Genomic DNA, 21,308 nt, shown 5'->3' on the forward strand with positions numbered 1-21,308 from the left:
CTGCGGCGGGCCTGCTGCCGCGGCACCGCCACTCACGAGGCGGCTAGTCCAGTGGACGCGCGCCGAGGTGGTCCGAGAGCAGTTTCCGCGCGATCTGCTCCGGGTCCTCCTCCGCGGGCGGCGGCGGAGGCGGCGGGACCGGGCTGGAGTCCTCGGAGTAGATGTCGTCGTCCTCGTCCGCAGGCTCGGGCGGGAGCGGGATGTCCGGTTCGCTCGTGGTGACGCGCGGTCGGCTCGGCGCTTCCGCCGCGGGCTTCGGCGGGGCCGCCGGAGCGGCGGCCGCCGGGGCCTGGGCCGCCGCGGACGGACGCGTGAACGACCGTTCCGGAGCCGGTGCCGCCGGTTGCTGCCGGGGAGCCTGCCTCGCCGGGGCGGCGGCCGCGGCCGCGCCGTGCACGCAGCGGACCTGCCATTCGCCGCCGAGCACCTCGCTCAGCCCGGCCGCGATCTTGCTCGCGTTGCCCTGGTCGCTCAGCCGCCGGGCGAGCGGTTCGGACTTGTGCGTCAGCGTGACCGCCGAACCGTCGACCTCGGCGACCGTCGCCTGCGTGAGCATGGCTTCGAGCGCGCGGCCGCCGGTGAACTTCCGCAGCGACGCCAGCAGTTGCGGCCATTTCTCGCGCACCTTGGCCGCGTCGATTCCGCCCGCGACCGGGGCTTCCTCCGCTACCGGCGCAGCAGCGGGCGCTTCCGAAACAGGGGCAGGCTGTTGCGCGGGGGCAGGCGGTTCCGCGGGTGCCGGACGGCTGACCTCCGGCCGGGCCGGACGCGCCGGTTCCTCCGCGGCCGGACGGGCCGGTGCGGCGGGAGCTTCCTGCGCCGGACGCTGCGAAGGCCGCTGGAACGACCGCGCCGGAGCCTCCGCGGGAGCAGCGGCGGCAACCGGAGCAGGCCCGGCGGCCGGAGCGGGAGGAGGACCGGGCGCGACGGCGGGACCAGCCGCAGCGGGCGCGCCGGCGGGCCGCCGCTCGAGCCGCTCGATCCGCGCCAGCAAGGCTTTCTCCGCCTCGGTAACCGACGGCAGCAGCATGCGCGCGCAGAGCAGTTCGAGCACGAGCCGCGGCGACGTCGCGCCGCGCATCTCGAGAAGTCCACTGTGGACGATGTCGGCGTAGCGGGACAGCGTGGCCGGGCCGAGCTTCTCGGCCTGCTCGGTCATCCGCTTCAGCTCGTCGTCCGGCGCGGCGACCAGGCCGCGTTCGCCCGCTTCCGGGACCGCGCGCATCAGCAGCAGGTCGCGCAGCCGGTCGAGCAGGTCGGTGGCGAACCGGCGCGGGTCGTGTCCGGCGTCGGCCAGTTTCTCGACGGTGCCGAACACTTCCGCCGGGTTGTCGTTCGCGAGCCCGTCGATCACCGCGTCGATCAGCGCGGTGTCCGTGACGCCGAGCAGCGACACCGCCCGCGGGTACGTGACGCCTTCCGGACCGGCCCCGGCGAGCAGCTGGTCCAGCACCGACTGCGTATCGCGAGCCGAACCGCCGCCTGCCCGGATCACCAGCGGGTACACCGCCGGTTCGACCGTCGCGCCCTCGGCGGCGACGTTGCGCTCCAGCAACTCTCGCATCGAACTCGGCGGGATCAGCCGGAACGGGTAGTGGTGCGTGCGCGAGCGGATGGTGGTGAGCACCTTGTCCGGCTCGGTGGTCGCGAAGATGAAGATCAGGTGCTCAGGCGGTTCTTCGACGATCTTCAGCAGGGCGTTGAAGCCCTGCGTGGTGACCATGTGCGCCTCGTCGATGATGAACACGCGATAGCGCGATTCGGCGGGCGCGTAGAACGCCTTGTCCCGCAGTTCGCGGGCGTCGTCCACACCGCCGTGGCTGGCCGCGTCGAGTTCGGTGACGTCGACGCTGCCAGGGCCTTCCGGCGCGAGCGCGCGGCACGAGTTGCACTCGCCGCACGGATCCGGGGTCGGGCCTTTGGCGCAGTTGAGCGAGCGCGCCATGATCCGCGCACTCGACGTCTTGCCGCAGCCGCGCGGCCCGGAGAACAGGTACGCGTGGTTGATGCGCCCGGCGGCCAGTGCCGTGCGCAGCGGTTCGGTCACATGCTCCTGGCCGACGACCTCGGCGAAGGTCGCCGGACGGTACTTCCGGTACAGCGCGAGAGCCACGAGCCCGAGACTACAGTGAGCACGGTGAGCCCCTCCCGTTCCGGTCGCGGCCGTGCGCCGAGCGGCCCGCGACCGGGCACGTACCCGGTGCGGTTCGGGACCGCCGAGCTGCTGCGCGACGCCGATCGGCCCAACGCGTGGATGCTTTCGGTGGACGGGGTGGCGCAGTCCTACGTCGATCTGGACGACCCGACGAACCTGGAGTTCGACTACGTGCGCCGGCTCGGCGATCTGGTCGACTTCCTTCCGCCCGGCCCGCTCGAAGCACTGCACGTCGGCGGCGCGGGCTGCTCCCTGCCGCGTTATGTCGCCGCGACGCGACCGGGTTCGCGCCAGCTGGTCTTCGACGCCGACGAGCCGCTGATCGACCTGGTCCGCGAACAGCTCGACCTGCGCAGCGTCCCGAAGCTGCGGGTACGGATCGAGGACGGCCGCGCGGGCGTGCGCAGCAGGCACGACGCGACAGCGGACTTGATCGTGATCGACGCCTTCGAACGCGCGACGCTGGCCGGCGGTTTGGCGACCGTGGAGTTCGTGACGGATGTGGCCCGCGTGCTGCGGCCGGGCGCGACGATGCTGGCGAACATCTCCGACGGCCCTGGGCTGCCGTTCGCCCGCCGGTTCGTCGCGACGCTGGCGGAGGTGTTTCCGCACGTCGTCCTGCTGGCCGAGCCCAGCGTGCTGCGCGGCCGCCGATTCGGGAATCTCGTGCTGGCCGCCTCCCGGCTCGACCTGCCGACCGCGGAGCTGACCCGGCGCGCGGCGTCCTCGCCGTATCCGGCGCGAGTGGTGCACGGGGCTGAGCTGCGGCAGCTGCGAGGGAAGGCCGCACCGGTCTTCGACGCGGAATCGCTGCCCTCGCCGACGCCGCCGGACGACGTGCTGGGGCTGTTCTAACCGCATAAAAAAGCGGGTTCCCCCCGTACCCGCCAGAGCCCGCTTATCCTTGCTGCCTTCCGGCCCTGGGGAAGTTCACAGGGTGGACGCCACGGGGGGTCCCCGCAGACGACTATAGCGGACTCGGTTGCCGCGCCCGCGCCCCCTCGGTCACCCCCGCCGCGACCAGGTCGAGCACCTCCCGCACGGACGCCGGGTCGCGGGCGTCGAACGGGTGCACCGGAATGCCGTCGCGCACGGTCAACGCCCAGCGCACGTCGTGCAGCGGTCGAGTGAGCAGCCCGTCGAAGCAGTTCACCCCGACCACGAACGGCAGCCGCAGCCCTTCAACCGCGTCGAGCACCGGATAGGCGTCCGCGATCCGCCGCGGGTCGACCACGACGAGTGCGGCGTCCGCGCCTCGCACGAGGTCGGGCCAGCGGAACCAGAACCGGGCCTGTCCCGGCGCGCCGAACAGGTACCGCCGCCGCTCGCCCTCGCCGAGTCTGCCGAAGTCGAGCGCCGCGGTGGTGTCGCCGGCGTCGGTGCGCACCGGCGCGATCTCCGAAACGGCGTGCACCGCCGTCGTTTTCCCGGCTCCGGCCGGGCCAAGCACGAGAATCTTCACGGGTCAGGCGAACGCGGTGTTCTTCAACTCCTCGACCAGCGCGGGGGTAAGGACTTCGGAGGCGCGGTTGGCGAACATCGCCATCTCGTAGGCGATCGTGCCGAGGCTGGCCTGCTTGTTGGCCAGCACGCCGAGCGAGCAGCCGATGCTGATGGTGCAGACCACGAGGTAGCCGCGTTCCAGCTCGACCACGACCTTGTCCGGATCGCCGAGCGGATGGCTTTCGGACACGCTCTGCGCCAGCGCGAGCATCGCCGAGCAGGTCGCCGCGAGCCGGTCGGCGTCCGCGCGGTCGAGGTCCTGCGACGCGGCGATCAGCAGCCCGTCCGCGGACACGGCGAGCGCGGCGATCGCGCCGGCGGTGTGCAGCGCGAAGCGGTTGACCAGCCAGTTGAAGTTCTGCGCGGCGGCGGGAACGGTCATGATCCTCCTTGATCGGCCTGCTGAGCGGTGACTTGCTGTGCTTTGGCGACGCCGTCGGAAAACGAGTCGAAGGTGGCCCGTTCGGCGGCCGGATCGCGCAATTCGCGACGCGGCAACGGGGTGCGGACGATCTGCGGCAGTTTGAGCCCCGGGGCCAGCTGCGCGCCGGGGACGCGGCGGAACACGCCGTCGCGGGATTCCGGTTGCACCACGGTGAACTGGTGCGTCGGCGACGGGTCCGCGGTGTCCTGTGCGTCCGGAACGTCCTCTGTGGACTCTTCGGTTTCCTCGGGGAGTTCCAGTGTTCCGGCGAGGGAGGCGAATTCCGGCTCGGCTTCCGGCCACTTCGGAGCTTCTTCCGGGTTCGCTTCGCCGGCTTCTGGCTCCGGCGGGTCGGTGAACCAGCGGAACCCGGCCGGGGTCGGCGTGGACAGCGCGGCGATCGCAGGCGCGGGGAGCAGCACCGGTCGCGGGTCGGGCACCTGACCCGGCTCGAAAAGCCCAGGCCCGCGGCGGAAATCGACGTCGCGGGTGAACAGCGCCTGCGGCACCGAGACCGTTGCCGTCACCCCACCGTCCGGAGTGGACTCCAGTTCGACGCGCAGCGAATGCCGCTGCGCGAGCCGTCCGACCACAGCCAGGCCGAGTTGCTGCCCGGACGCCGCGTCGACCGGTTCGGCGAGCCTGCGGTTCTCCTGCGCCAGCCGGTCCGCGGACAGCCCGACGCCGTGGTCGGCAATGCTCACCAGCAGATCGCCGGACGGCTGGAACTCCGTCGAAATCTCCACCGCCGACTCCGGCGGCGAGAACGCGGCGGCGTTTTCCAGCAGTTCGGCGAACAGCAGCACCAGGTCGATCCCCAGCGACGGCGCGAGCAGTGCCTCCGCCGGTTCGCCGAGCCGGATCCGGGATTCGTCGTCGATTTCCGCGGCCGCCGAACGCAGCGCGGTGGCCAGTTCGATCGGACCGCCGACCCGGGTCTCGTCGCGGTTTCCGGTCACCACAAGCAGATCGTCCGCGGTGCGCCGCAGCCGGAGCGCGGCGTGCCCCACGCGGTGCAGTCCGGCGAGCAACACCGGATCGTCGGCGCTGCGCGTCAATTCCTCGAGCACCGTGCGCTGGCCCGCGACCAGGTTCTGCGTGCGCTTGGCCGCTCCGACCAGCAGCTGCACCCCCGCTCGCCGCGAGTTCGCCTGTTCGGTCACCGCTTCCGCCCCGGCGCCGCGGAGCCGGTTGAACGCATCCGCCAGCTCGGCCAGTTCGCCGCCGGTGTCCGCCTCGATCGCGGGCAGCAACGGTTGCGGCGGACCCGATTCCGGCTCGGCGACCTGAACCAATTCAGGGGCGGCCAGATCGGCGGTCGAGCGGGCTTGGCTCGCCAACCGCCGCAACGGCCGGGCGACGGATCGCGCGGCCAGCACCGACAATGCGGCAACCAGTCCGAAAAGGACAATCGCGGCACCGCCGACGATGAAGGCCGTCCGGGTGGCGCTGGACGCTTTCGCGGAAGCAGCATCGGCGATCGCCCCGGCGATCCGGGTCTCCGCCGCGTCGCGCTGATCGGCGAGCTGAGTACCCGCAGTGACCACATCGGACACAAACTGCCGGTCTTGCCGCGGCGCCGCGGCGAGCCGGTCGAGTTGCTGGGCCGTCGCTCCGGTCTCGACCGCGACGAGCTGCGCGGCGTCCTGCTTCCCGGCCAGCCGGGCGAACTGTTCTCCGTAGACGGCAGCGCGCTGACCTGCTCGATCAGCTCCAGTGGACGCGATCAGCGCGGTCGCCCGGGCCGCTCGCTGTTCGTCGGCGCGCAGCAGGGCGTCGAGCGTCCTGGCATCGGAGCTGTCCGAAGTGGCCAGCCCCAGCGTGTCGATCAGGCTTGCGGACATGGAATCGTAGCCAGAGGCGATATCAACTGCGGAAATCTGACGATTGAGCGTGTTCTGCCGCAGTTTCGACAGTGCGCCACCGGGGCTGACCAGGCTGTCCGCGACGCCGTGCGCAGCCCTGTCCACTGCCTGCTGCTGCCGGACGAGCGCCGAATTGGTGGCCGACGGGTCAGCGACAAAAGCGGCCGCGAGCAGGCTTTCCCGCTGCAACTGGCCAACCAGGCCGCCCACCCGCTGCCCCCGGGCCGCGGTGTCCGAAGTGGTCGCGGCCGCCGACGCGGCGGCGACCTGGGTGACGACGAGCGGAACCGCCGCCGCCACGACCAGGACCAGCGGAGCCACGACCAGCACGGTCACTCGCGCCTGCACGGTGCGGATCCCGAGGCGGTCAAGCAGCCGCGCAGCGGATTCCCGCGACCGGGCCGAGCCGTCGCGCATCCACGTCACCTTCCGTTCCCGAGGAGTCCCGACGAGACCGAGGCGTGAAGTGCACCGAACGGGGACACCCGCAGGACGCTACTACTCTCGGTAGTACTCGTCGCGGTACGCACATGGTCGGACACCCCACGTCTGCGCAGAGCTTAGCGAGATCCGCAAGATCTAGACAATGCCCTCTTGTCCCGTGTCGCGCCCTGACACGCTGGGGTTTTCCCGGCGAGCGGCACCCGAGCGAGGATGCCGGGAGGAGAATGGCCGATATGCGCACCGCACCTGTCGCCGCCGACGTCGCCGCTGCCCATCTCCGCCTCCGACCACACGTCCGGTGGACGCCGCTGTTACGCACCGAAATCGACGGTCGTCCCCTCGTGCTCAAGCTGGAGCAGCTCCAGCGGTCTGGTTCGTTCAAGCTCCGCGGCGCGGCAAACGCCCTGCTCACCGGGCCGAAACCGAAGCGCGTGGTCACGGCGTCCGGTGGCAATCACGGCCTCGGCGTCGCCACCGCCGCGCAGGCGCTGGGCGTCCCCGCAGTCGTCTACGTGCCGGAGTCCGTGCCCGAGGCGAAGGCCGCCGGCATCGAAGCGGCCGGCGCGAAGCTCATCCGGCACGGCGCGACGTACGGCGAGGCCGCGGCAGCCGCGCTGACCGTCGCAGAAGAACCCGGCACCCGCTACCTGCACGCGTACGACGACGCCGACGTGATCGCCGGACAAGGAACCGCGACCGCGGAGATCGTGGCCGACGCACCGGACGTCGACGCCATTGCCGTCGCAGTGGGCGGCGGCGGGCTGGCGTCCGGCGCGACACTGGCCGCAGACGGCCGTCAGGTGTTCGCGGTGGAGCCGGAGCACTGCCAGGCCTTGCACGCCGCCCTCGCCGCGGGCGAGCCAGTGGACGTCACCATCGACTCGGTCGCCGCCTCCGCACTTGGCGCGACCCGCGTCGGCGAGCTGGCGTTCGGCGTCCTCAGCTCGCCAGGCGTCACGTCCGTGCTGGTGTCCGACGCCGAGATCCTCGCCGCGCGCGACCTGCTGTGGCGCGACTTCCGGCTCGTCGTCGAACCGGCCGCCGCAGCTCCGCTGGCCGCCTGGCTGGCCGGACGCGTACCGGCCGAATTGCCGTGTTTCGTCTTGTGCGGAGCCAATACCTCGGTCACTTTTGCATGAGGTCGTAGACCTTCGCGCCGCCGACTGCGGCGGGATGGAAATGCTGCTCGACCCAGGCAGCGATCTTCCCGGAGGTGCCGCGGCTGCCGTTCGGGCCGCCGCGGCCGTTTCGCGCGCCGACGACGAAGTAGTGGATGTCCCCGCTCGCCACGTACTGCTGGAATTGCGCGAGTGTCGGAGCTGGATCGCCGCCGCTGAACCCGCCGACCGCGAGCACCGGTTTGCCGCTGCCCAGCGCGAGCCCAGCAGCCTGCATCGCACCGGTTTCCGCGGCAGCCCACTTCGTCGTCGTGGTCTCGAGCAGCCGGTTCAACTCCACATTGGACTGCTGTGGCCCGCCGAAGCTGGTGCGTCCCTTGTGCGGCGGCCCGGACGCCGGACTTCCTCCGGTATGCGCCGTCGCCGCGGTCGCCACGGTGAAGGACGCCATCCCCAGCAGAGCGGCCACCAGCGCCAGCAGCGCGACAGCACGGCGGGCGGCCCCGAGCGCCAGCGCGACCACGCCCAAGACACCGAGCACCAGCACGGTGTACCGCACCCACGGCTGCCAGTTCGGCGTCCGATCCAGCAGCACGAAACTCCACGCGACGGTCGCCGCCAACATCGTCGCGAGCACCGCGCGTGGGGCGAAATAGGCACGTCCGCGCCATAGTTCCGTCGTGGAAATCGCTACAGTGGCGGCGATTCCCGGGGCGAGTGCGACTGTGTAGTACGGGTGGATGATCCCGCTCATGTAGCTGAACACGAGGGCGCTGATCACCGTCCACGCACCCCACAGCAGCAACGCCGCGCGAGTCCGGTCAGTGCGCGGCGCACGCCGGGTAAACCACAACCCGGCCGCCAGCCCGATCAACGCGGCGGGCAGCAGCCACGACGCCTCGCCGCCGAACTGCTGAGTGAACAGGCGCGTCAAGCCCGCCTGGCCGCCGAAGCCATGTCCGGCACCGGAAAAATCCGGCATTTTCGGTCGTGCGTCGCCGCCGTGCGACTGTCCGAAAATCCGGCCGAGCCCGTTGTACCCGAATGCCAATTCCAGCACGCTGTTGTTCGTCGATCCGCTGATGTACGGCCGATCCGCAACGGGCCACAACGCCACCGCGAGCACCCACCAGCCCGCGGAAACCACCACCGCACCGGCGGCGGCGAGCAATTGCCGCACCCGCCGTCCCCACGAAGTCGGCGCGGCAACCGCGTAGGCGAGCACGAAGGCAGGCAACACCAGGAATGCCTGCAACATCTTGTCGAGGAACCCGAAGCCGATCGCGACGCCCGCCAGCAGCAGCCATTTCGTACTCGCGTTTTCCAGCGCCCGCACCAGGAAATACGCACCCGCGACGAGCAGCAGGACCAGGAACGCATCGGGGTTGTTGAACCGGAACATCAACGCGGCCACCGGGGTGAACGCGAGCAACGCTCCGGCGAGCAATCCGGCGACCGGGCCGGAAAGCCGCCGCACCGCCAGGTACAGCAGGCCGACCGAACCCACGCCCGCCAACGCGTCCGGCGCCAGCATGCTCCAGCTGGAGAATCCGAAGACCCGCCCGGACAATCCCATCATCCACAGGGAAAGCGGCGGTTTGTCGACGGTGACCACATTGCCCGGGTCGAGCGAACCGAAGAACCATGCTTTCCAGTCCCAGGCGCCCGCTTGCACGGCCATCGCGTAGAAATCGTTTCCCCAGCCGGAAATCGCGACATTCGTGAGATACAACGCGGCGGTGCCCAGCAGCAGCACCGCGACGGCGGGGCGCACCCAGCGTGGCGCGACGACAGTCGTCATGCCCGTCATTCTCACGGTCCGTGCTGTGCGCGGGCTGTGAATCGCTCACGAAGAAGTGTTGCCACCGTCACGCAATTGCGGGAACGAAGCCACGAATTCGGTGCGCCCTGGACCGCTGTTGACCATCACACGTCCGGAATGCGCGGCCACGACCGCGGCGACAATCGCCAGCCCCAGCCCCGTGCTCCCGGCAGCGCGCGAACGCGAATTGTCGCCGCGGGCGAACCGCTCGAATACCTCGGGCAGGATTTCCGGCGGAATTCCCGGCCCATCGTCCACAACGGACAAAGTAACCCAGCCGTCTCGTGTGGACAGTGCGGTGGTCACCGTGGTGCCCGCGGGCGTGTGCGTGCGGGCGTTGCCGAGCAGGTTCAGCACCACCTGGTGCAGTTGCCCGGAATCGCCGAGCACCGCGATCGGCTCGCCGGGAAGTTCCAGCAGCCACTTGTGTTCCGGACCGGCGACGTGCGAATCGGCGACCGCGTCCGCGACCAGCCGGGACAAATCGACCGGCTCGTGCACGACCGCACGTCCGGAGTCGAGCCGGGCGAGCAGCAGCAGGTCTTCCACGAGCGTCGTCATCCGGGCCGATTCGGATTCCACCCGGCTCATCGCGAACGCGATGTCCGGCGGCACCTGTTCGCTGCCGCGCCGGGTCAGCTCGGCATATCCGCGAATCGCGGCGAGCGGCGTACGCAATTCATGGCTCGCGTCCGCGACGAACTGCCGGACGCGGCTTTCGCTGGCGTGCCGGGCGGCGAACGCTTCGGCGATGTGCCCCAGCATCCGGTTGATCGCCGAACCGACCTTGCCGACCTCGGTGCGCGGGTCGGTGTCCACCTCGGGCACTCGCTCGGACAACGCGACCTCGCCGCGATCCAGCGGCAGCTCGGACACCCGGGAAGCGGTGGCGGCGAGCCGATCCAGCGGGGCCATCGTGCGCCGGATCGTCACCGCGCCGGCGAACCCGGCGACGAGAATCCCGCCGAGCGCGACACCGCCGAAGATGAAACCCAGCCGCCACAACGTTTCCGAAACCCGGCTCATCGGCAGCCCGATCACGGTGAACTCGCCGCGCGGCGAATACGTCGCGATCACGCGATATTTCTTGAGACTCCCGGGAAGCTCGACCGTGCGGCTCTGACCGTTCGGCGCGAGCACGAGCAGAACCCGGTCCTGCTCCGGCGTCAGCGGGACGAGGCCGAACGGACCGATCACCTGCCCGTTGACCTGTCCGTCGCGCACGACCAGGCTGAGCGTCCCCTCGGGCTGGCCGAGCACGCGCAGCGGATCGGGCGGCAGTTTGCCGGAGCCGTTGATGGGCGGACGCGGCACGCCATGCCGGAACCCGCGGTCGCTCGCCGCCGACAGCTGCTGGTCGAGCTGCCCGACGAGAAAGCCGTTCAACGCGAATTCGGTGACCACGCCGACCACCACGCAGACCAGCGCGAGCAGCGCCGCCAGCTGAACGATCAGCCTGCGGCGCAACGACCACGGACGGCGGCGCTCAGCCCGCGGCGGGTTTGAGGACATACCCGGCGCCGCGCATGGTGTGGATCATCGGTTCCCGATCGGCGTCGATTTTCTTGCGGAGGTAGGAAATGTACAGCTCGACGATATTCGCCTGGCCGCCGAAATCGTAGCTCCACACGCGGTCGAGGATCTGCGCCTTCGACAGCACCCGGCGCGGATTGCGCATCAGGTAGCGGAGCAATTCGAACTCGGTCGCGGTCAGCGGCACCAGATCGCCGCCGCGGTGCACCTCGCGGCTGTCCTCGTCCAAGGTCAGATCGCCGACCACCAGCTGCGACCCGGTCGCGCCGGAAACACCGCCCGCCCTGCGCAGCAGCGCGCGCAGCCGCAGCGCCACTTCTTCCAGGCTGAACGGTTTGGTCACGTAATCGTCGCCGCCCGCGGTGAGCCCGGCGATCCGGTCTTCCACCGCGTCTTTCGCGGTCAGGAAAAGAACCGGCAGATACGGCGTTTCGGCGCGCATCCGGCGCAACACCTCGAGCCCGTCGAAATCGGGCAGCATCACGTCGAGCACCACGGCGTCCGGCCGGAAATCGCGGCCGATGCGCACCGCCTCGGCACCGGTGCCCGCGCTGCGCACCTCCCAGCCCTCCATCCGCAGGGCCATGGACACGAGTTCGGCCAGCGTCGACTCGTCGTCGACGACCAGCACGCGGACCGGGCTGCCGTCCGCGCGGCGCAGTTCGGCCTTGCCCCGGCCGGCAGACGCGGCGTTCACACTGCTCATGGTGCCATCTTCGGGCCCTGTCTTCAGGTCGAGCTGTGCCCCGGCTGTGTGTTTCCTGTGCGACGTTCCCCCGCTGAGGTGCACAGGTGTCCCCCACGTCCGGCACAGCTTCCGCACAGCGGCTGCCCCGACGCTCGGGAAGAACCAGCTCGAACGTTCCGGAGGAGACCATGACGACCGATCCAGCAGAGGGCGCGACCTGGGGAGAGCAGCCCGCTCCCGCTTCCGGCGGCAGCGGCCAGGGGAGGGCGTGGTCGGGCCGGAAAACCGCGATCGCGGCGGGCGTCGCGGTCGTGATCGCGGTCGGCGGCGGGCTGGCGATCTGGGCGGGCACCAGCGGCAACAACGCGACCGCGCAGCAAGGTCCCGGCGGATTCGGCGGTCCAGGCGGGCCCGGTGGGCAAGGCGGCTTCGCCGGCCGCGGCGGCATGGGCGGGATGGCCGCGCTGCGAGACGCGCTGCACGGCGATTTCGTGGTGACGGATCCGGCAGGCGGGTACGTGACCGAACGACTGCAGACCGGGACGATCACCGAACTCAGCGCCACCTCGGTGACCCTGACCAGCAAGGACGGCTACAAGCAGACCTACACGCTGGATTCGGCCACGCAGAAGACCGGTTCGCCGAAGTCCGGCGACAGCGTCACCGTGGTCGCGAAGGTCCAGGGCACCACCGCCACCGCGACCTCGCTCGGCGAGGCACAGCAGTTCGGCAACGGACAGCCGCGCCGCCGCGGGTAACCCGTTCGGAAGGGAACCTTGAGACACTTCCCCGAGGTTCCCTTCCCGAGCGAGGAGATGGTCGTGAAGCGGTGGATCACGCTGGCGTGCGGTGTGGTGCTGGTGCTCGTCGGCGCGGTGTGGGTGCTGCAGGGCGTTGGCGTGCTGACCGGCAGTTTCATGACCGGCCAGAAGCTCTGGTTCCTCATCGGACTGGTCGCGTTCCTGGTCGGCGTGGTCCTCGTCGCGGCCACCGCGTTCCGCAAACGCGCTCGCTGACTCATCGGGTGAAGACCTCGAACACCGGGTAGCCCGGCGCGATCTCGAGCAGCTTCTCCTCCGGTGCCTTCGCGTCCACGCCTTCGAAGAACGTGCCGACCTCGAACGCCCAGCGCTTGAGGTACGAGCGCAGGATGGCGGGCTTCTCCTCGTCGGACAACTCGCGGTAACCGAACGTCTCAGTGCGGCGTCCGACGGTCAGCTGGCCCTCGCCCGCGGCGCGCAGGTTCCGCACCCACTGGGTTTCGCCGCGCGCGGCCACCAGGTACTGCTTCCCCTCGAATGGCAGCAAGTTGACCGGCACCTCGCGCAGTTCGCCGGACTTGCGGCCGCGGACGCCCAGCACCCGGCTGCCCCACACGCTGAAGCCCCGTTTGGTGAGCCAGCGGACGCAGCCGTTGAACGCCGCCGACGCCTTGCCCGGTTCGAGGTAACGAGTGCTGCTGGTCATGGGGTCCTCCTCGGTTTTGAGAGCGGTGCTCTCTGTTGTGAACAGTGAACACCTGCGCGCTTGCCGCTGTCAAGAGCAGTGCTCTCGGTTTTGCGCAGCGCTCTCATTCGAGGCACACTGATCGCATGACTGCCGCACCCCGGACCGCCCGCGAACGGGTCCGCGCCGAGCTGACCCGCGAGATCAAGGACGAGGCCCGCCGTCAGCTGGCCGAGGTCGGCGCGCACGGACTTTCCCTGCGCGCGGTCTCCCGTGCGCTGGGGATGGTCTCGTCGGCGCTGTACCGGTACTTCCCGAGCCGGGATCACCTGCTCACCGCACTGATCGTCGACGCGTACAACGCGGTCGGCGAGGCCGCCGAACAGGCCGATCCGCACACCGGCGACCCGCGCGAACGCTGGCGAGCCATCTGGCGCGCGACCCGCGACTGGGCCCGCGCGAACCCGCACGAATACGCGCTCATCTACGGCTCGCCGATCCCTGGCTACCAAGCTCCGCAGGACACCGTCGGCCCCGCCGGGCGAGTGGCGTTCGCGCTGGTCGCGGTGCTGCGCGACGCACATCCGCACGAGCCGGCGGTCACCGCGCCGATGTCGGAAGAGCTGCGCGCGCAGGCCGACCAGCTCACCCGGATCCTGGACCTCGACGCGCCCGCGGAGGTCGTCATGCGCGCCATCGCCGCCTGGACCCAGCTGTTCGGCGCGCTCAACTTCGAGCTGTTCGGCCAGTACGTCGGCAGCGTCGCCCCGGCGGACGCGTACTTCGAGCACCTCGTCGGGCAGATGGCGGACTTCGTCGGCCTGTAGTCCGGGGTAAGTTCGCCGTGGCGCCAAAGCGAAAGGCAGGTTCGACGTGACGGGATGGGCCGGACGGGTCGGCAGGATCCGGGTGATCGGCACCGGGGTGATGGGACGCGGCATCGTCCAGCTCGCCGCGACCGGCGGGGTCACCGTGGAACTCGCGGATGTACAGCCGGAAGCGGTCGCGGCGGCGATCGACCACGTCGGCGCGATGGTCGACCGGCTGGTCGCCAAGGAGAAGCTGACCGAGGAGAACGGCCGCGCGGCGAAGGAACGCCTTGTTCCGGTCGACGGCCCGCTCGCTCCCGCCGACGGCGTCGACCTGGTGCTGGAAGCCGTCCGCGAAGACCTCGAAACGAAGCAGACACTCTTCGCGGGTCTCGAGAAAATCTGCGGCCCTGACACGATCTTCGCGACCAACACCAGCTCGCTGTCGGTCACCGAAATCGCCGCCGGAATCTCTGACCCGACGCGAATGATCGGTCTGCACTTCTTCAACCCCGTCCCGCTGATGCGCCTGGTCGAGGTCATCCCCGGCGCGCGCACCGCCGACTGGCTGCCCGGCGAAGCCCTCGAACTCGTCCGCGGCTGGGGCCACGAACCGGTGCTGGCGAAGGACGCTCCCGGCTTCCTCGTCAACCACGCGGGCCGCGGCCTGAACACCGAGGCGCTGCAGATTCTTTCCGAATCCCTCGCCGCTCCCGCCGAGATCGACCGGATCGCGCGCAACGTCCTCGGCCTCAAGCTCGGCCCGTTCGAACTGCTGGACCTCACCGGTTTGGACGTCTCGCACGCGGTGCTGGAAAGCATCTGGAGCGGATTCCACGCCGAACCGCGCCTGCGCCCGTCGTGGCTCACCCGCCCGCGCGTCGCCGCCGGGCTCTTCGGCCGCAAAACCGGCGAAGGTTTCTACCGCTATGTCGACGGGAAACAAGAAATCCCTCCGGAGCCCACGGCCCCGCCCGCTCCCGCCATGCCGGTCTACGCCGCCGACGAACGCCTAGGCCGCCTTCTGTCGGCAGCAGGCGTCGACGTCGTCCCGGACGCCTACCCCGACACCGTTCTCCTGGTGACCCTGCGCGGGGAGTCCACTGTGGAGGCTGCGCGGCAGTTGGAACTGCCCGCCGCGCGCGTCGTCGGAATCGACGCCCTTGGCTACGAATCTCGCTTCACCATGTCTGTCCACCCTGGACTGGACCCGCACTACGGCCGCGCCGCCTGGGGCGCTTTGGCCGCAACCGGAACCCCCGTAACCGTCGTCCGCGACGGTGCCGCCCCCATCGCCCAACGCCTGCTTGCCTCGATCATCAACACGGCTTGTTACATCGCCGACCAAGGTCTCGCGGCCCCCGCCGACATCGACACCGCGGTGCGCCTGGGACTCGGCTATCCCCGCGGCCCCCTGGAATGGGGCGACCTGGTCGGCCCGGAAAAGGTCCTGCGGATCCTGAACGGTCTCCTCCGCGCTACTGGGGACCCGCGCTACCGCCCGAGCAACTGGCTGACCGAACGGGTGGCGCTGGGCCTGCCGCTCGCCTCCACGGGCACCCGTCCGGCTGATCTGGCCTGAGTTTTTGTCGGTGGTGGGCAGTAGCTTTTCTGGCATGACTGTCACCTTCGACCTGACCCTGGACTGCACCGACGCACAACTTCTCGCGGCCTTTTGGAAGACGGCACTGGGTTATGTCGACGAACCTCCGCCGCCGCCGTTCAGAACCCGCGGGGAATGGCTCGCGCAATTCGACCTGCCCGAGTCCGCTGGGGATGGCGCCTGGCTGTGCCATCCCCAGCGGGCTGGGCCTCGGCTGGCGATCCTGAAGGTGCCGGAACCGAAGACGGTGAAGAACCGGCTGCATATCGACATCCGGGTGCCTCGGGATGGGGATCCGGCTGCGCAGTGGGCACGGGCTGAACGTTTGGCGGGGGCGGGAGGGGCGATCCTGGTGGAGGCAGAGGGACATCATGTGGTGCTGGGGGATCCGGAGGGGAACGAGTTCTGCGTCGCGGCCGCATCGGCTTAGGTCCGGCCTGATGCGGACGCCATGCGGCGACGGGCTCCGGAGCAAGACCAGTTCCGCATCGCCGCCGCCTCGGCACAGGTCGCCGGACTGCTGCATAGACCAGGCGGCGGCAGGTCTGGTTTGGGGCGAGCCCTGGGCCCGGCTGCCTCGGCACAGGTGCCGGACTGCTGCATAAACCAGGTGGCGGCAGGTCTGGTTTGGGGCGAGTCCTGGGGCCCGGCTGCCTCGGTGCGGGTCGTTGGGTCGCTGCGGACACCGTGCCGTGATGGCGCTTCCCGAGCGGAACGAACTCTGTGTCGCCGCTGCCTCAGTGTAGGTCGCTGGACTAGGTTGCGGCGCAACGAAGTCACAGCGAAGGGACCCTTCACAACCCAAGATTCCTTAGCAGAATTCCTTCAGCCGCCGCGAAAACCGTCCCAGCCCTTCCGCCGCCCCAGCGAAACCGGGTCAGGATTCCGCCCCGATCCAGCGGCGGTAGGAAGCTGCGTCGACATTGCTCCCGCAAACGACAGTGACCACATGCCGTCCAGCAAACCGGTCAGGGTCTTCGAGAATCGCCGCGACGCCGAGCGCGGCCGACGGCTCGACGATGAGTCCGGCGCGCTCGAACAGCATCCGCATACCAGCGATGATCGACGCCTCTTGGACCAGGACAGCGTCGTCGGCAACGAGAAGGAGGTCGTTCAAGACAGCCGGGATGGGGAACCGGCCGGCGACGCCGTCGGCGATGGTGTCGGTCGAGTCGGTTGAGATGACGCGTCGTTGGTGCCAGGAGCGCGTCATCGCCGGTGCGCCCAGTGGCTGGACGCAGATCACCTCGACCCCTGGCGCGCACTCCTTGAGCACGTGCCCCACCCCGGTGGCCAGCGCGCCTCCGCCCAGAGCGATCAGTACGGCATCGAACGCGGGGACCGCATCCACCAGTTCGAGGCCGATGGTTGCCGCGCCCTCGCAGGTCTCGAGGTCCAGGCTGTCTTCGACCAGCCGGATGCCGTCGTGCCGCGCGATGGCGGCGGCTCGGTCGCGCGCCGTCTCGATGTCGCCGTCCACCAGTTCCAGCCGGGCGTCCAGTGCGCGGATGCGATCGAGCTTGGCGGCGGGTGCGAAGCGGGAGGCCACCACGGTGACGTCGAGTCCCCGGCCGCGCCCGGACCAGGCGAGGGCCTGGCCAAGGTTTCCCGCGCTCGCGCACACGACAGCGGAGGCACGGCTGTCGGCGAGCGCGCTCGCGACGACTTCGGTACCGCGCGCCTTGAAGCTGCGGACGGGGTTCGCCGTTTCGAGTTTGATGCTCACCGCGCAACCGAGGTCGCGCTCCAGCGCCTCACAGCGGTACAGCGGAGTGTCGAGGAAAGCAGGGTCGATCCGCTGGCGAGCAACTCGGATCCGAGCGGTGTCGAGGCGCGTCATCGGCTGGCTCCTGCGTACTGGTTCAAAGCAGTGAGGACGGTGAGCGCGTCCCGAAGCGCCGCGACGTCGTGAGTCCGGATGAAATCGACGCTGTGACTGGCGGCGTACAGCTCAGCGGCCAGGCTGGCCGGTCCGATCTCCGCGAGCTCGCGCCCGGTGATCGCGCGGAGAAACGACTTCCGGGACGGCGAGACCATGATCGGGACGCCGAACCGGGTCCTGATCGCGCGAAGCGCCGCCAGCACTGCCAGCGACGGTTCCGGCGTGGCACCGAGAAAGTATCCGAGCCCGGGATCGATGATCAGCCGTTCGCGGTCGATGCCCGCCGCTTGGAGCGCGGCCAGCCGCTGATCGAAGAAACGCTCCAGAGCCGTCAGCACCGTCTGCGGATCGGTGCGCACTTTGGTCGCGGGGCCCCGCCGCTGCACCGAGTGCATGACGACGAGGCGGCATCCGGTATCGGCCAGCTCCGCATACCGGGCAGGGTCCGGAAATCCCTGGATGTCGTTGAGAAACGCGGCACCACGAGCGGCGGCGAACCGGTGGGTCCGCGGCTGGAACGAGTCGACCGACACGGGGATGCCTTCGGCGACCAGGCGGTCCAGGACCAGATCCAGCCGCCGCACTTCCTCGTCGGCGGTCACCGGCTCCGAGCCCGGATGACTGGCCGCGGGGCCGAGTTCGACGACGTCCGCGCCGGCCGCCAGCAATCGGCGCGCATGGGCGAGCGCGTTCGCCGGGGCAAGGAATCTGCCGCCGTCGGAGAACGAGTCCGCGCTGACGTTCACGATTCCCACCAGCCGCGGCCGGTGCCAAGACTCTTCCGAAAAGGCCAGAGGTTCAACCATCGCCGTGTCTCCCGGATCTCGATCCCACAAGAGCCCAGGCGTACGGCACGACGTCACGAGGACGAGGCCGCTCCCCGATGGTGATCCATCTTCACACGCCAGTCACGGCCTAACGACACAGTAACAAGAAATCCCGCTGCGGAGCCAGCGGCAGCCGTCGGCGATGGTGCGCCGACGGCCGCCCCGAGAATGGCTTACCACCGGTAATTCGTGGTTACCCCATACCGGAAAATCACGTATCCGCCCTGGAAATCGCTTCGGGCACCTCCGCTGATCGGATACTCATCCGAGGTCGGCAATCCCAAATACCCCCGTTCCCATCCCAGCGCGGCCCACCGCTTCCGAATCTCTCCCTGCACCATGTGCGCCCCGGTACGCGGGCTCCAGTAGATCGACCCGCCTCCGTTGAAGTGGTTGTAGCGCGCGATCCCGTTCGGAGTACCGGTTTCGTCGGTAGTGGGATAGCCGAGACCGCGCTCCCAGCCGAGCGCAGCCCACTTATCCCGGATAGCCCCGCCGATTTGGTGCGCACCGGTAGACGGCGTCCAATAGATCGACCCGCCGATCGTGAAGTGGTTGTACCGCCCGACCCTGTCCGGCGTCACGGACTCATCCGTGGTCGGGTAACCAAGACCCCGCTCCCAACCCAGCGAAGCCCACTTATCCCGGATAGCGCCGCCAATCTGATGCGCTCCGCCGGTAGGCGTCCAATAAATCGACCCGCCGGTGAAGTGGTTGTACCGCCCGATCCCGTCGGGAGTCCCGGACTCGTCGGTGGTCGGATACCCCACCCCGCGTTCCCAGCCGAGCGCGGCCCACTTAACCCGGATCTGCCCCTGGACCGAATGCGCTCCCGTAGAAGGCGACCAGAAAATAGACGTGGCCTGGCTGCCCGGCGTGCCGATCAAATGGTTGTACCGGCCCACCCCGTCCGCCGTGCGGGTCTCATCGGTCGTCGGCGGCCCGTACACCTGATGCCCGCCGATCGCGAGATACCGGGCCAGGATCGCCCCGCCGATCTCGCGCACCCCGGTAGCCGCGGACCAGTACAACCGCCCGTTCGCATACGGCCGATACCGCACCGGCCCGTCGACAACCTCAGGACCCGTCGGCGCGCCAAGCGAACTCCGCAACTCCGGCTCAGCCGCATACCGCTGGTCGATCGCCGTCAGATAGTCGGCAGTCAGCGTCAGGTCACCAGCGCCGACGGTGATCGACCACGAAGGCGTAGCCGGACCGCCCTGCCAACCGGTGAACTTGGAAACCCCATCGGTGCCAACCAACGCGGCAGTCACGTCAAACGTCGCACCCTCAGTGACCATGGCACTGCTGACGCCGCCCTCGCTAGGGATGCTCAACGCGGCGGGCTGCGTGCCCACCAACGTCAACCGATGCTGGCGCGGATAAGCGACATATGTCTTGCTCGCCTGCACCCCGGCGCTATCGGTGACCGTCGCGGTGAATTCCATCCGGGAATCCGTGTGATCGGTAAACGGAACCGTCAACGTCGGCCCCGTCGCACCATCGCCGGGATGCACGTGGCAGGCACCGAGATCCGGACAGTGCCGAATCAACGACGTCCACGTAACGGGAAGCCCGCCATCCTCGGCATCAGTCGCCTTGGCGGACAACGAAACCTGCTCACCCACCGCGAAAGTCTTGTCCGGCGCGGTCAGAGTCAGCACCGGCGAGTGATTGCCCGGCGCGACAGCGATCTTCGCCGTCCCGACACCGCCAAGCGGATCCGAAACGGTCAACGTCGCGGTGAACGAAGCACCGTCCCCGTACTGATGGCTGGCCTGAACCCCGGTGCCGGTGCTGCCGTCGCCGAAGTCCCAGGAATAGGCAAGACGATCGCCGTCAGCGTCAGTAGAACCACTGGCGTCAAAGGAAACCGTGCGAGTATCCGGATCCGTCGAGGAAGTGGCCTTTGCCACCGGTGGAGCGTTGTTGGTCGAGTAGCTCAACCGGCGCAGCACCCCAGAGTTGAGATCAGTGAAGACGATGTCCCCGTTGGGCGCGGCGGAAATCCGGGTAACTCCGCCGACGTTCTGGAATGGCGCGGGGCTCGTGGGCGCTTGCGTGAGCTTGCCCTGCGCGTCATACCGCAGCGTCCAGATCTTCTGCCCCGCGTAGTCCCCGAAGAAGTACGCACCCTGGTAAGCGGCCGGATAGGTCGTGCCGCCATACACAATCCCGCCAGTGACGCTGTTGCCCTGCGCAGGACCGGTGCCGTGCTGGTAGTCCCACAACGGCGGAGTGTTCACCGCCAACGCACAACGCGCGTCAGCCGAATAGCCCGGCGTGAGATGATTCCCCTCGTAGCAGGGCCAAGCGAGATTCGCGCCCGGCTGCACGACATCCAGCTCTTCCCACGTGTACCAGCCGACGTCGCCGACCACCGGCAGCCCGCTCTTCGGGTCGAGGCTGAACCGGAACGGGTTGCGGAATCCGCTCGCGAACACCTTGCTGCGAGCGGAATCCGGCGCGGCGGCGTTGTAGTACGGATTGCTCGGCACCCCCTTGCCGTCCGCGGTGAGGTGCAGGATCTTGCCGAACGGCGAATCGAGGTCCTGTGCGACGAAGGCGACCGGATTGGTCTTGCCCGCGTCGCCGTTGTCGCCGACGGAGTACCAGAGGGTGCCGTCCGGCGCGGGGTAAACCGTGTCGAGGCCGTGGATGTAGTACGGACTGCCGGGCAGGTCGAAAATCACCTTCTCGCCGGTCAGCCCGGACGGATGCCCCGCGCCGTCGAGCTGAACGGTGAACTTGGCGGCGCGCAGCGTGTACTGGCCGTTGCCGAGCGACACCGAACGGTTCAGGTAGATCTGGTGCGAGGTGGCGTAGTCCGGCGCGAGCGCGATGCTCGTGAGCCCCATGTCGCCCTGCGTCTCGACCGGGAAGGTCGCGATCCGCTCCGGCGCGCCGCCGCCCGCGGCCGGGACCCAGTTGACGACGCCGGACTTGCCCAGCGCCAGCACGCTGTCGTCGGGCAGCCAGGCGAAGTCGGTGAACTCGTACTGCCCGAGTCCGGTGGGCAGGTCCCGCAAGACGAACCCCGGCGGCAGCGCCGGAGTGTCGGCTGCTGCCGCCGGGGCGACGGCGGTGACCAGGGTGGGGACGGCGAGGGCCGTGAGTGCGGCCACCAGCAGGGAACGGAGCTTGCGCCAGGCCATTCAGGCCCCCTTTCTCAGCGACCGGTAATCGCTC

18 protein-coding genes, 1 other RNA gene and 1 riboswitch are annotated in these 21,308 nt (G+C 69.5%); of the genes, 7 read left to right on the plus strand and 12 right to left on the minus strand.

Annotated features, from left to right (window positions below; genetic code table 11):
- Positions 1-43: 43 nt before the first annotated feature.
- Entirely contained in the window at positions 44-2,113 is a 2,070-nt protein-coding gene (locus tag H4281_RS21030; protein ID WP_182892663.1) for a DNA polymerase III subunit gamma and tau, read from the minus strand.
- 24 nt (positions 2,114-2,137) lie between these two features.
- Here H4281_RS21030 and H4281_RS21035 point away from each other — a divergent pair, with 24 nt between their 5' ends.
- The gene (locus H4281_RS21035) at positions 2,138-3,010 is read left to right on the plus strand and encodes a spermidine synthase (protein WP_182892664.1); all 873 of its coding nucleotides are present in this window, start codon (positions 2,138-2,140) and stop codon (positions 3,008-3,010) included.
- Positions 3,011-3,017: 7 nt separating this feature from the next.
- Here the strand turns inward: H4281_RS21035 and ffs are convergent.
- The 4 genes from ffs to H4281_RS21055 all read right to left on the minus strand — a co-directional run bounded on the left by ffs (position 3,018) and on the right by H4281_RS21055 (position 6,364).
- Positions 3,018-3,117, minus strand: an RNA gene (ffs, locus tag H4281_RS21040) — signal recognition particle sRNA small type.
- 5 nt (positions 3,118-3,122) lie between these two features.
- Positions 3,123-3,617 (minus strand): GTP-binding protein, encoded by a 495-nt coding sequence (locus tag H4281_RS21045; protein ID WP_182892665.1) that lies wholly within the window; start codon positions 3,615-3,617, stop codon positions 3,123-3,125.
- Positions 3,618-3,620: 3 nt separating this feature from the next.
- Positions 3,621-4,040 carry a roadblock/LC7 domain-containing protein gene (locus H4281_RS21050; protein WP_009084595.1) on the minus strand — a complete coding sequence of 140 codons (420 nt, stop codon included), beginning with the start codon at positions 4,038-4,040 and terminating at the stop codon, positions 3,621-3,623.
- Positions 4,037-6,364, minus strand: a complete 2,328-nt coding sequence (locus H4281_RS21055) for a sensor histidine kinase (RefSeq protein WP_182892666.1) — start codon at positions 6,362-6,364, stop codon at positions 4,037-4,039. Before H4281_RS21055 ends, H4281_RS21050 begins: the two co-directional genes overlap by 4 nt.
- A gap of 260 nt (positions 6,365-6,624) precedes the next feature.
- On the opposite strand from H4281_RS21055, the gene H4281_RS21060 reads away from it, so the two are divergent.
- Positions 6,625-7,530 carry a serine/threonine dehydratase gene (locus tag H4281_RS21060; RefSeq protein WP_182892667.1) on the plus strand — a complete coding sequence of 302 codons (906 nt, stop codon included), beginning with the start codon at positions 6,625-6,627 and terminating at the stop codon, positions 7,528-7,530.
- On the opposite strand, the gene H4281_RS21065 is transcribed toward H4281_RS21060, so the two are convergent.
- Genes H4281_RS21065 through H4281_RS21075 form a run of 3 tightly spaced genes read right to left on the minus strand, consistent with a single transcriptional unit; the run spans position 7,517 to position 11,570 of the window.
- On the minus strand, positions 7,517-9,310 hold the full coding sequence (locus H4281_RS21065; RefSeq protein WP_182892668.1) for an ArnT family glycosyltransferase: 1,794 nt from the start codon (positions 9,308-9,310) through the stop codon (positions 7,517-7,519). The two genes, H4281_RS21060 and H4281_RS21065, sit on opposite strands and share 14 nt — an antisense overlap.
- 45 nt (positions 9,311-9,355) lie before the next feature.
- On the minus strand, positions 9,356-10,843 hold the full coding sequence (locus H4281_RS21070; RefSeq protein WP_220507592.1) for a sensor histidine kinase: 1,488 nt from the start codon (positions 10,841-10,843) through the stop codon (positions 9,356-9,358).
- Positions 10,818-11,570 carry a response regulator transcription factor gene (locus H4281_RS21075; RefSeq protein ID WP_009084604.1) on the minus strand — a complete coding sequence of 251 codons (753 nt, stop codon included), beginning with the start codon at positions 11,568-11,570 and terminating at the stop codon, positions 10,818-10,820. Before H4281_RS21075 ends, H4281_RS21070 begins: the two co-directional genes overlap by 26 nt.
- A gap of 170 nt (positions 11,571-11,740) precedes the next feature.
- On the opposite strand from H4281_RS21075, the gene H4281_RS21080 reads away from it, so the two are divergent.
- Both H4281_RS21080 and H4281_RS21085 read left to right on the plus strand, forming a co-directional pair.
- Complete coding sequence (locus tag H4281_RS21080) at positions 11,741-12,310, plus strand: hypothetical protein (protein ID WP_182892669.1); 570 nt, start codon at positions 11,741-11,743, stop codon at positions 12,308-12,310.
- Positions 12,311-12,373: 63 nt separating this feature from the next.
- On the plus strand, positions 12,374-12,568 hold the full coding sequence (locus H4281_RS21085; protein ID WP_182892670.1) for a hypothetical protein: 195 nt from the start codon (positions 12,374-12,376) through the stop codon (positions 12,566-12,568).
- A gap of 1 nt (position 12,569) precedes the next feature.
- Here H4281_RS21085 and H4281_RS21090 read toward each other — a convergent pair whose 3' ends face one another.
- Positions 12,570-13,019, minus strand: coding sequence for a nitroreductase family deazaflavin-dependent oxidoreductase (locus tag H4281_RS21090; RefSeq protein ID WP_182892671.1), 450 nt, complete (start codon positions 13,017-13,019; stop codon positions 12,570-12,572).
- Between the two features lie 125 nt (positions 13,020-13,144).
- Here H4281_RS21090 and H4281_RS21095 point away from each other — a divergent pair, with 125 nt between their 5' ends.
- From H4281_RS21095 to H4281_RS21105, 3 genes are read left to right on the plus strand one after another with little or no spacing between them, the layout of a single operon-like run.
- Positions 13,145-13,825, plus strand: coding sequence for a TetR/AcrR family transcriptional regulator (locus H4281_RS21095; protein ID WP_182892672.1), 681 nt, complete (start codon positions 13,145-13,147; stop codon positions 13,823-13,825).
- Between the two features lie 46 nt (positions 13,826-13,871).
- On the plus strand, positions 13,872-15,389 hold the full coding sequence (locus H4281_RS21100) for a 3-hydroxyacyl-CoA dehydrogenase (protein ID WP_182892673.1): 1,518 nt from the start codon (positions 13,872-13,874) through the stop codon (positions 15,387-15,389).
- A 34-nt stretch (positions 15,390-15,423) separates the two neighbouring features.
- Entirely contained in the window at positions 15,424-15,840 is a 417-nt protein-coding gene (locus H4281_RS21105; RefSeq protein ID WP_182892674.1) for a VOC family protein, read from the plus strand.
- Between the two features lie 447 nt (positions 15,841-16,287).
- On the opposite strand, the gene H4281_RS21110 is transcribed toward H4281_RS21105, so the two are convergent.
- From H4281_RS21110 to H4281_RS21120, 3 genes are all read right to left on the minus strand, one after another.
- Positions 16,288-17,250, minus strand: a complete 963-nt coding sequence (locus tag H4281_RS21110) for a threonine ammonia-lyase (protein WP_182892675.1) — start codon at positions 17,248-17,250, stop codon at positions 16,288-16,290.
- A complete protein-coding gene (folP, locus tag H4281_RS21115) occupies positions 17,247-18,098 on the minus strand; it encodes a dihydropteroate synthase (RefSeq protein WP_182892676.1) in 852 nt (283 codons plus the stop codon). The genes H4281_RS21110 and folP overlap by 4 nt, the downstream gene beginning before the upstream one ends.
- 25 nt (positions 18,099-18,123) lie before the next feature.
- Positions 18,124-18,214: riboswitch (ZMP/ZTP riboswitch) on the minus strand.
- Between the two features lie 78 nt (positions 18,215-18,292).
- Positions 18,293-21,274, minus strand: a complete 2,982-nt coding sequence (locus tag H4281_RS21120; protein WP_182892677.1) for a PQQ-dependent sugar dehydrogenase — start codon at positions 21,272-21,274, stop codon at positions 18,293-18,295.
- Positions 21,275-21,308 lie beyond the last annotated feature (34 nt).

Origin of the sequence: Amycolatopsis dendrobii, assembly GCF_014145675.1 — a bacterium.
Lineage (GTDB): Bacteria > Actinomycetota > Actinomycetes > Mycobacteriales > Pseudonocardiaceae > Amycolatopsis > Amycolatopsis dendrobii.

Bases quoted from the DNA above. Each gene is read 5' to 3' on its own strand.
- H4281_RS21050 (WP_009084595.1), bottom strand. From the start codon at position 4,040: ATGACCGTTCCCGCCGCCGCGCAGAACTTCAACTGGCTGGTCAACCGC.
- H4281_RS21055 (WP_182892666.1), bottom strand. From the start codon at position 6,364: ATGCGCGACGGCTCGGCCCGGTCGCGGGAATCCGCTGCGCGGCTGCTT.
- H4281_RS21060 (WP_182892667.1), top strand. From the start codon at position 6,625: ATGCGCACCGCACCTGTCGCCGCCGACGTCGCCGCTGCCCATCTCCGC.
- H4281_RS21065 (WP_182892668.1), bottom strand. From the start codon at position 9,310: ATGACGACTGTCGTCGCGCCACGCTGGGTGCGCCCCGCCGTCGCGGTG.
- H4281_RS21070 (WP_220507592.1), bottom strand. From the start codon at position 10,843: ATGTCCTCAAACCCGCCGCGGGCTGAGCGCCGCCGTCCGTGGTCGTTG.
- H4281_RS21075 (WP_009084604.1), bottom strand. From the start codon at position 11,570: ATGAGCAGTGTGAACGCCGCGTCTGCCGGCCGGGGCAAGGCCGAACTG.
- H4281_RS21080 (WP_182892669.1), top strand. From the start codon at position 11,741: ATGACGACCGATCCAGCAGAGGGCGCGACCTGGGGAGAGCAGCCCGCT.
- H4281_RS21090 (WP_182892671.1), bottom strand. From the start codon at position 13,019: ATGACCAGCAGCACTCGTTACCTCGAACCGGGCAAGGCGTCGGCGGCG.
- H4281_RS21095 (WP_182892672.1), top strand. From the start codon at position 13,145: ATGACTGCCGCACCCCGGACCGCCCGCGAACGGGTCCGCGCCGAGCTG.
- H4281_RS21105 (WP_182892674.1), top strand. From the start codon at position 15,424: ATGACTGTCACCTTCGACCTGACCCTGGACTGCACCGACGCACAACTT.
- H4281_RS21110 (WP_182892675.1), bottom strand. From the start codon at position 17,250: ATGACGCGCCTCGACACCGCTCGGATCCGAGTTGCTCGCCAGCGGATC.
- folP (WP_182892676.1), bottom strand. From the start codon at position 18,098: ATGGTTGAACCTCTGGCCTTTTCGGAAGAGTCTTGGCACCGGCCGCGG.
- H4281_RS21120 (WP_182892677.1), bottom strand. From the start codon at position 21,274: ATGGCCTGGCGCAAGCTCCGTTCCCTGCTGGTGGCCGCACTCACGGCC.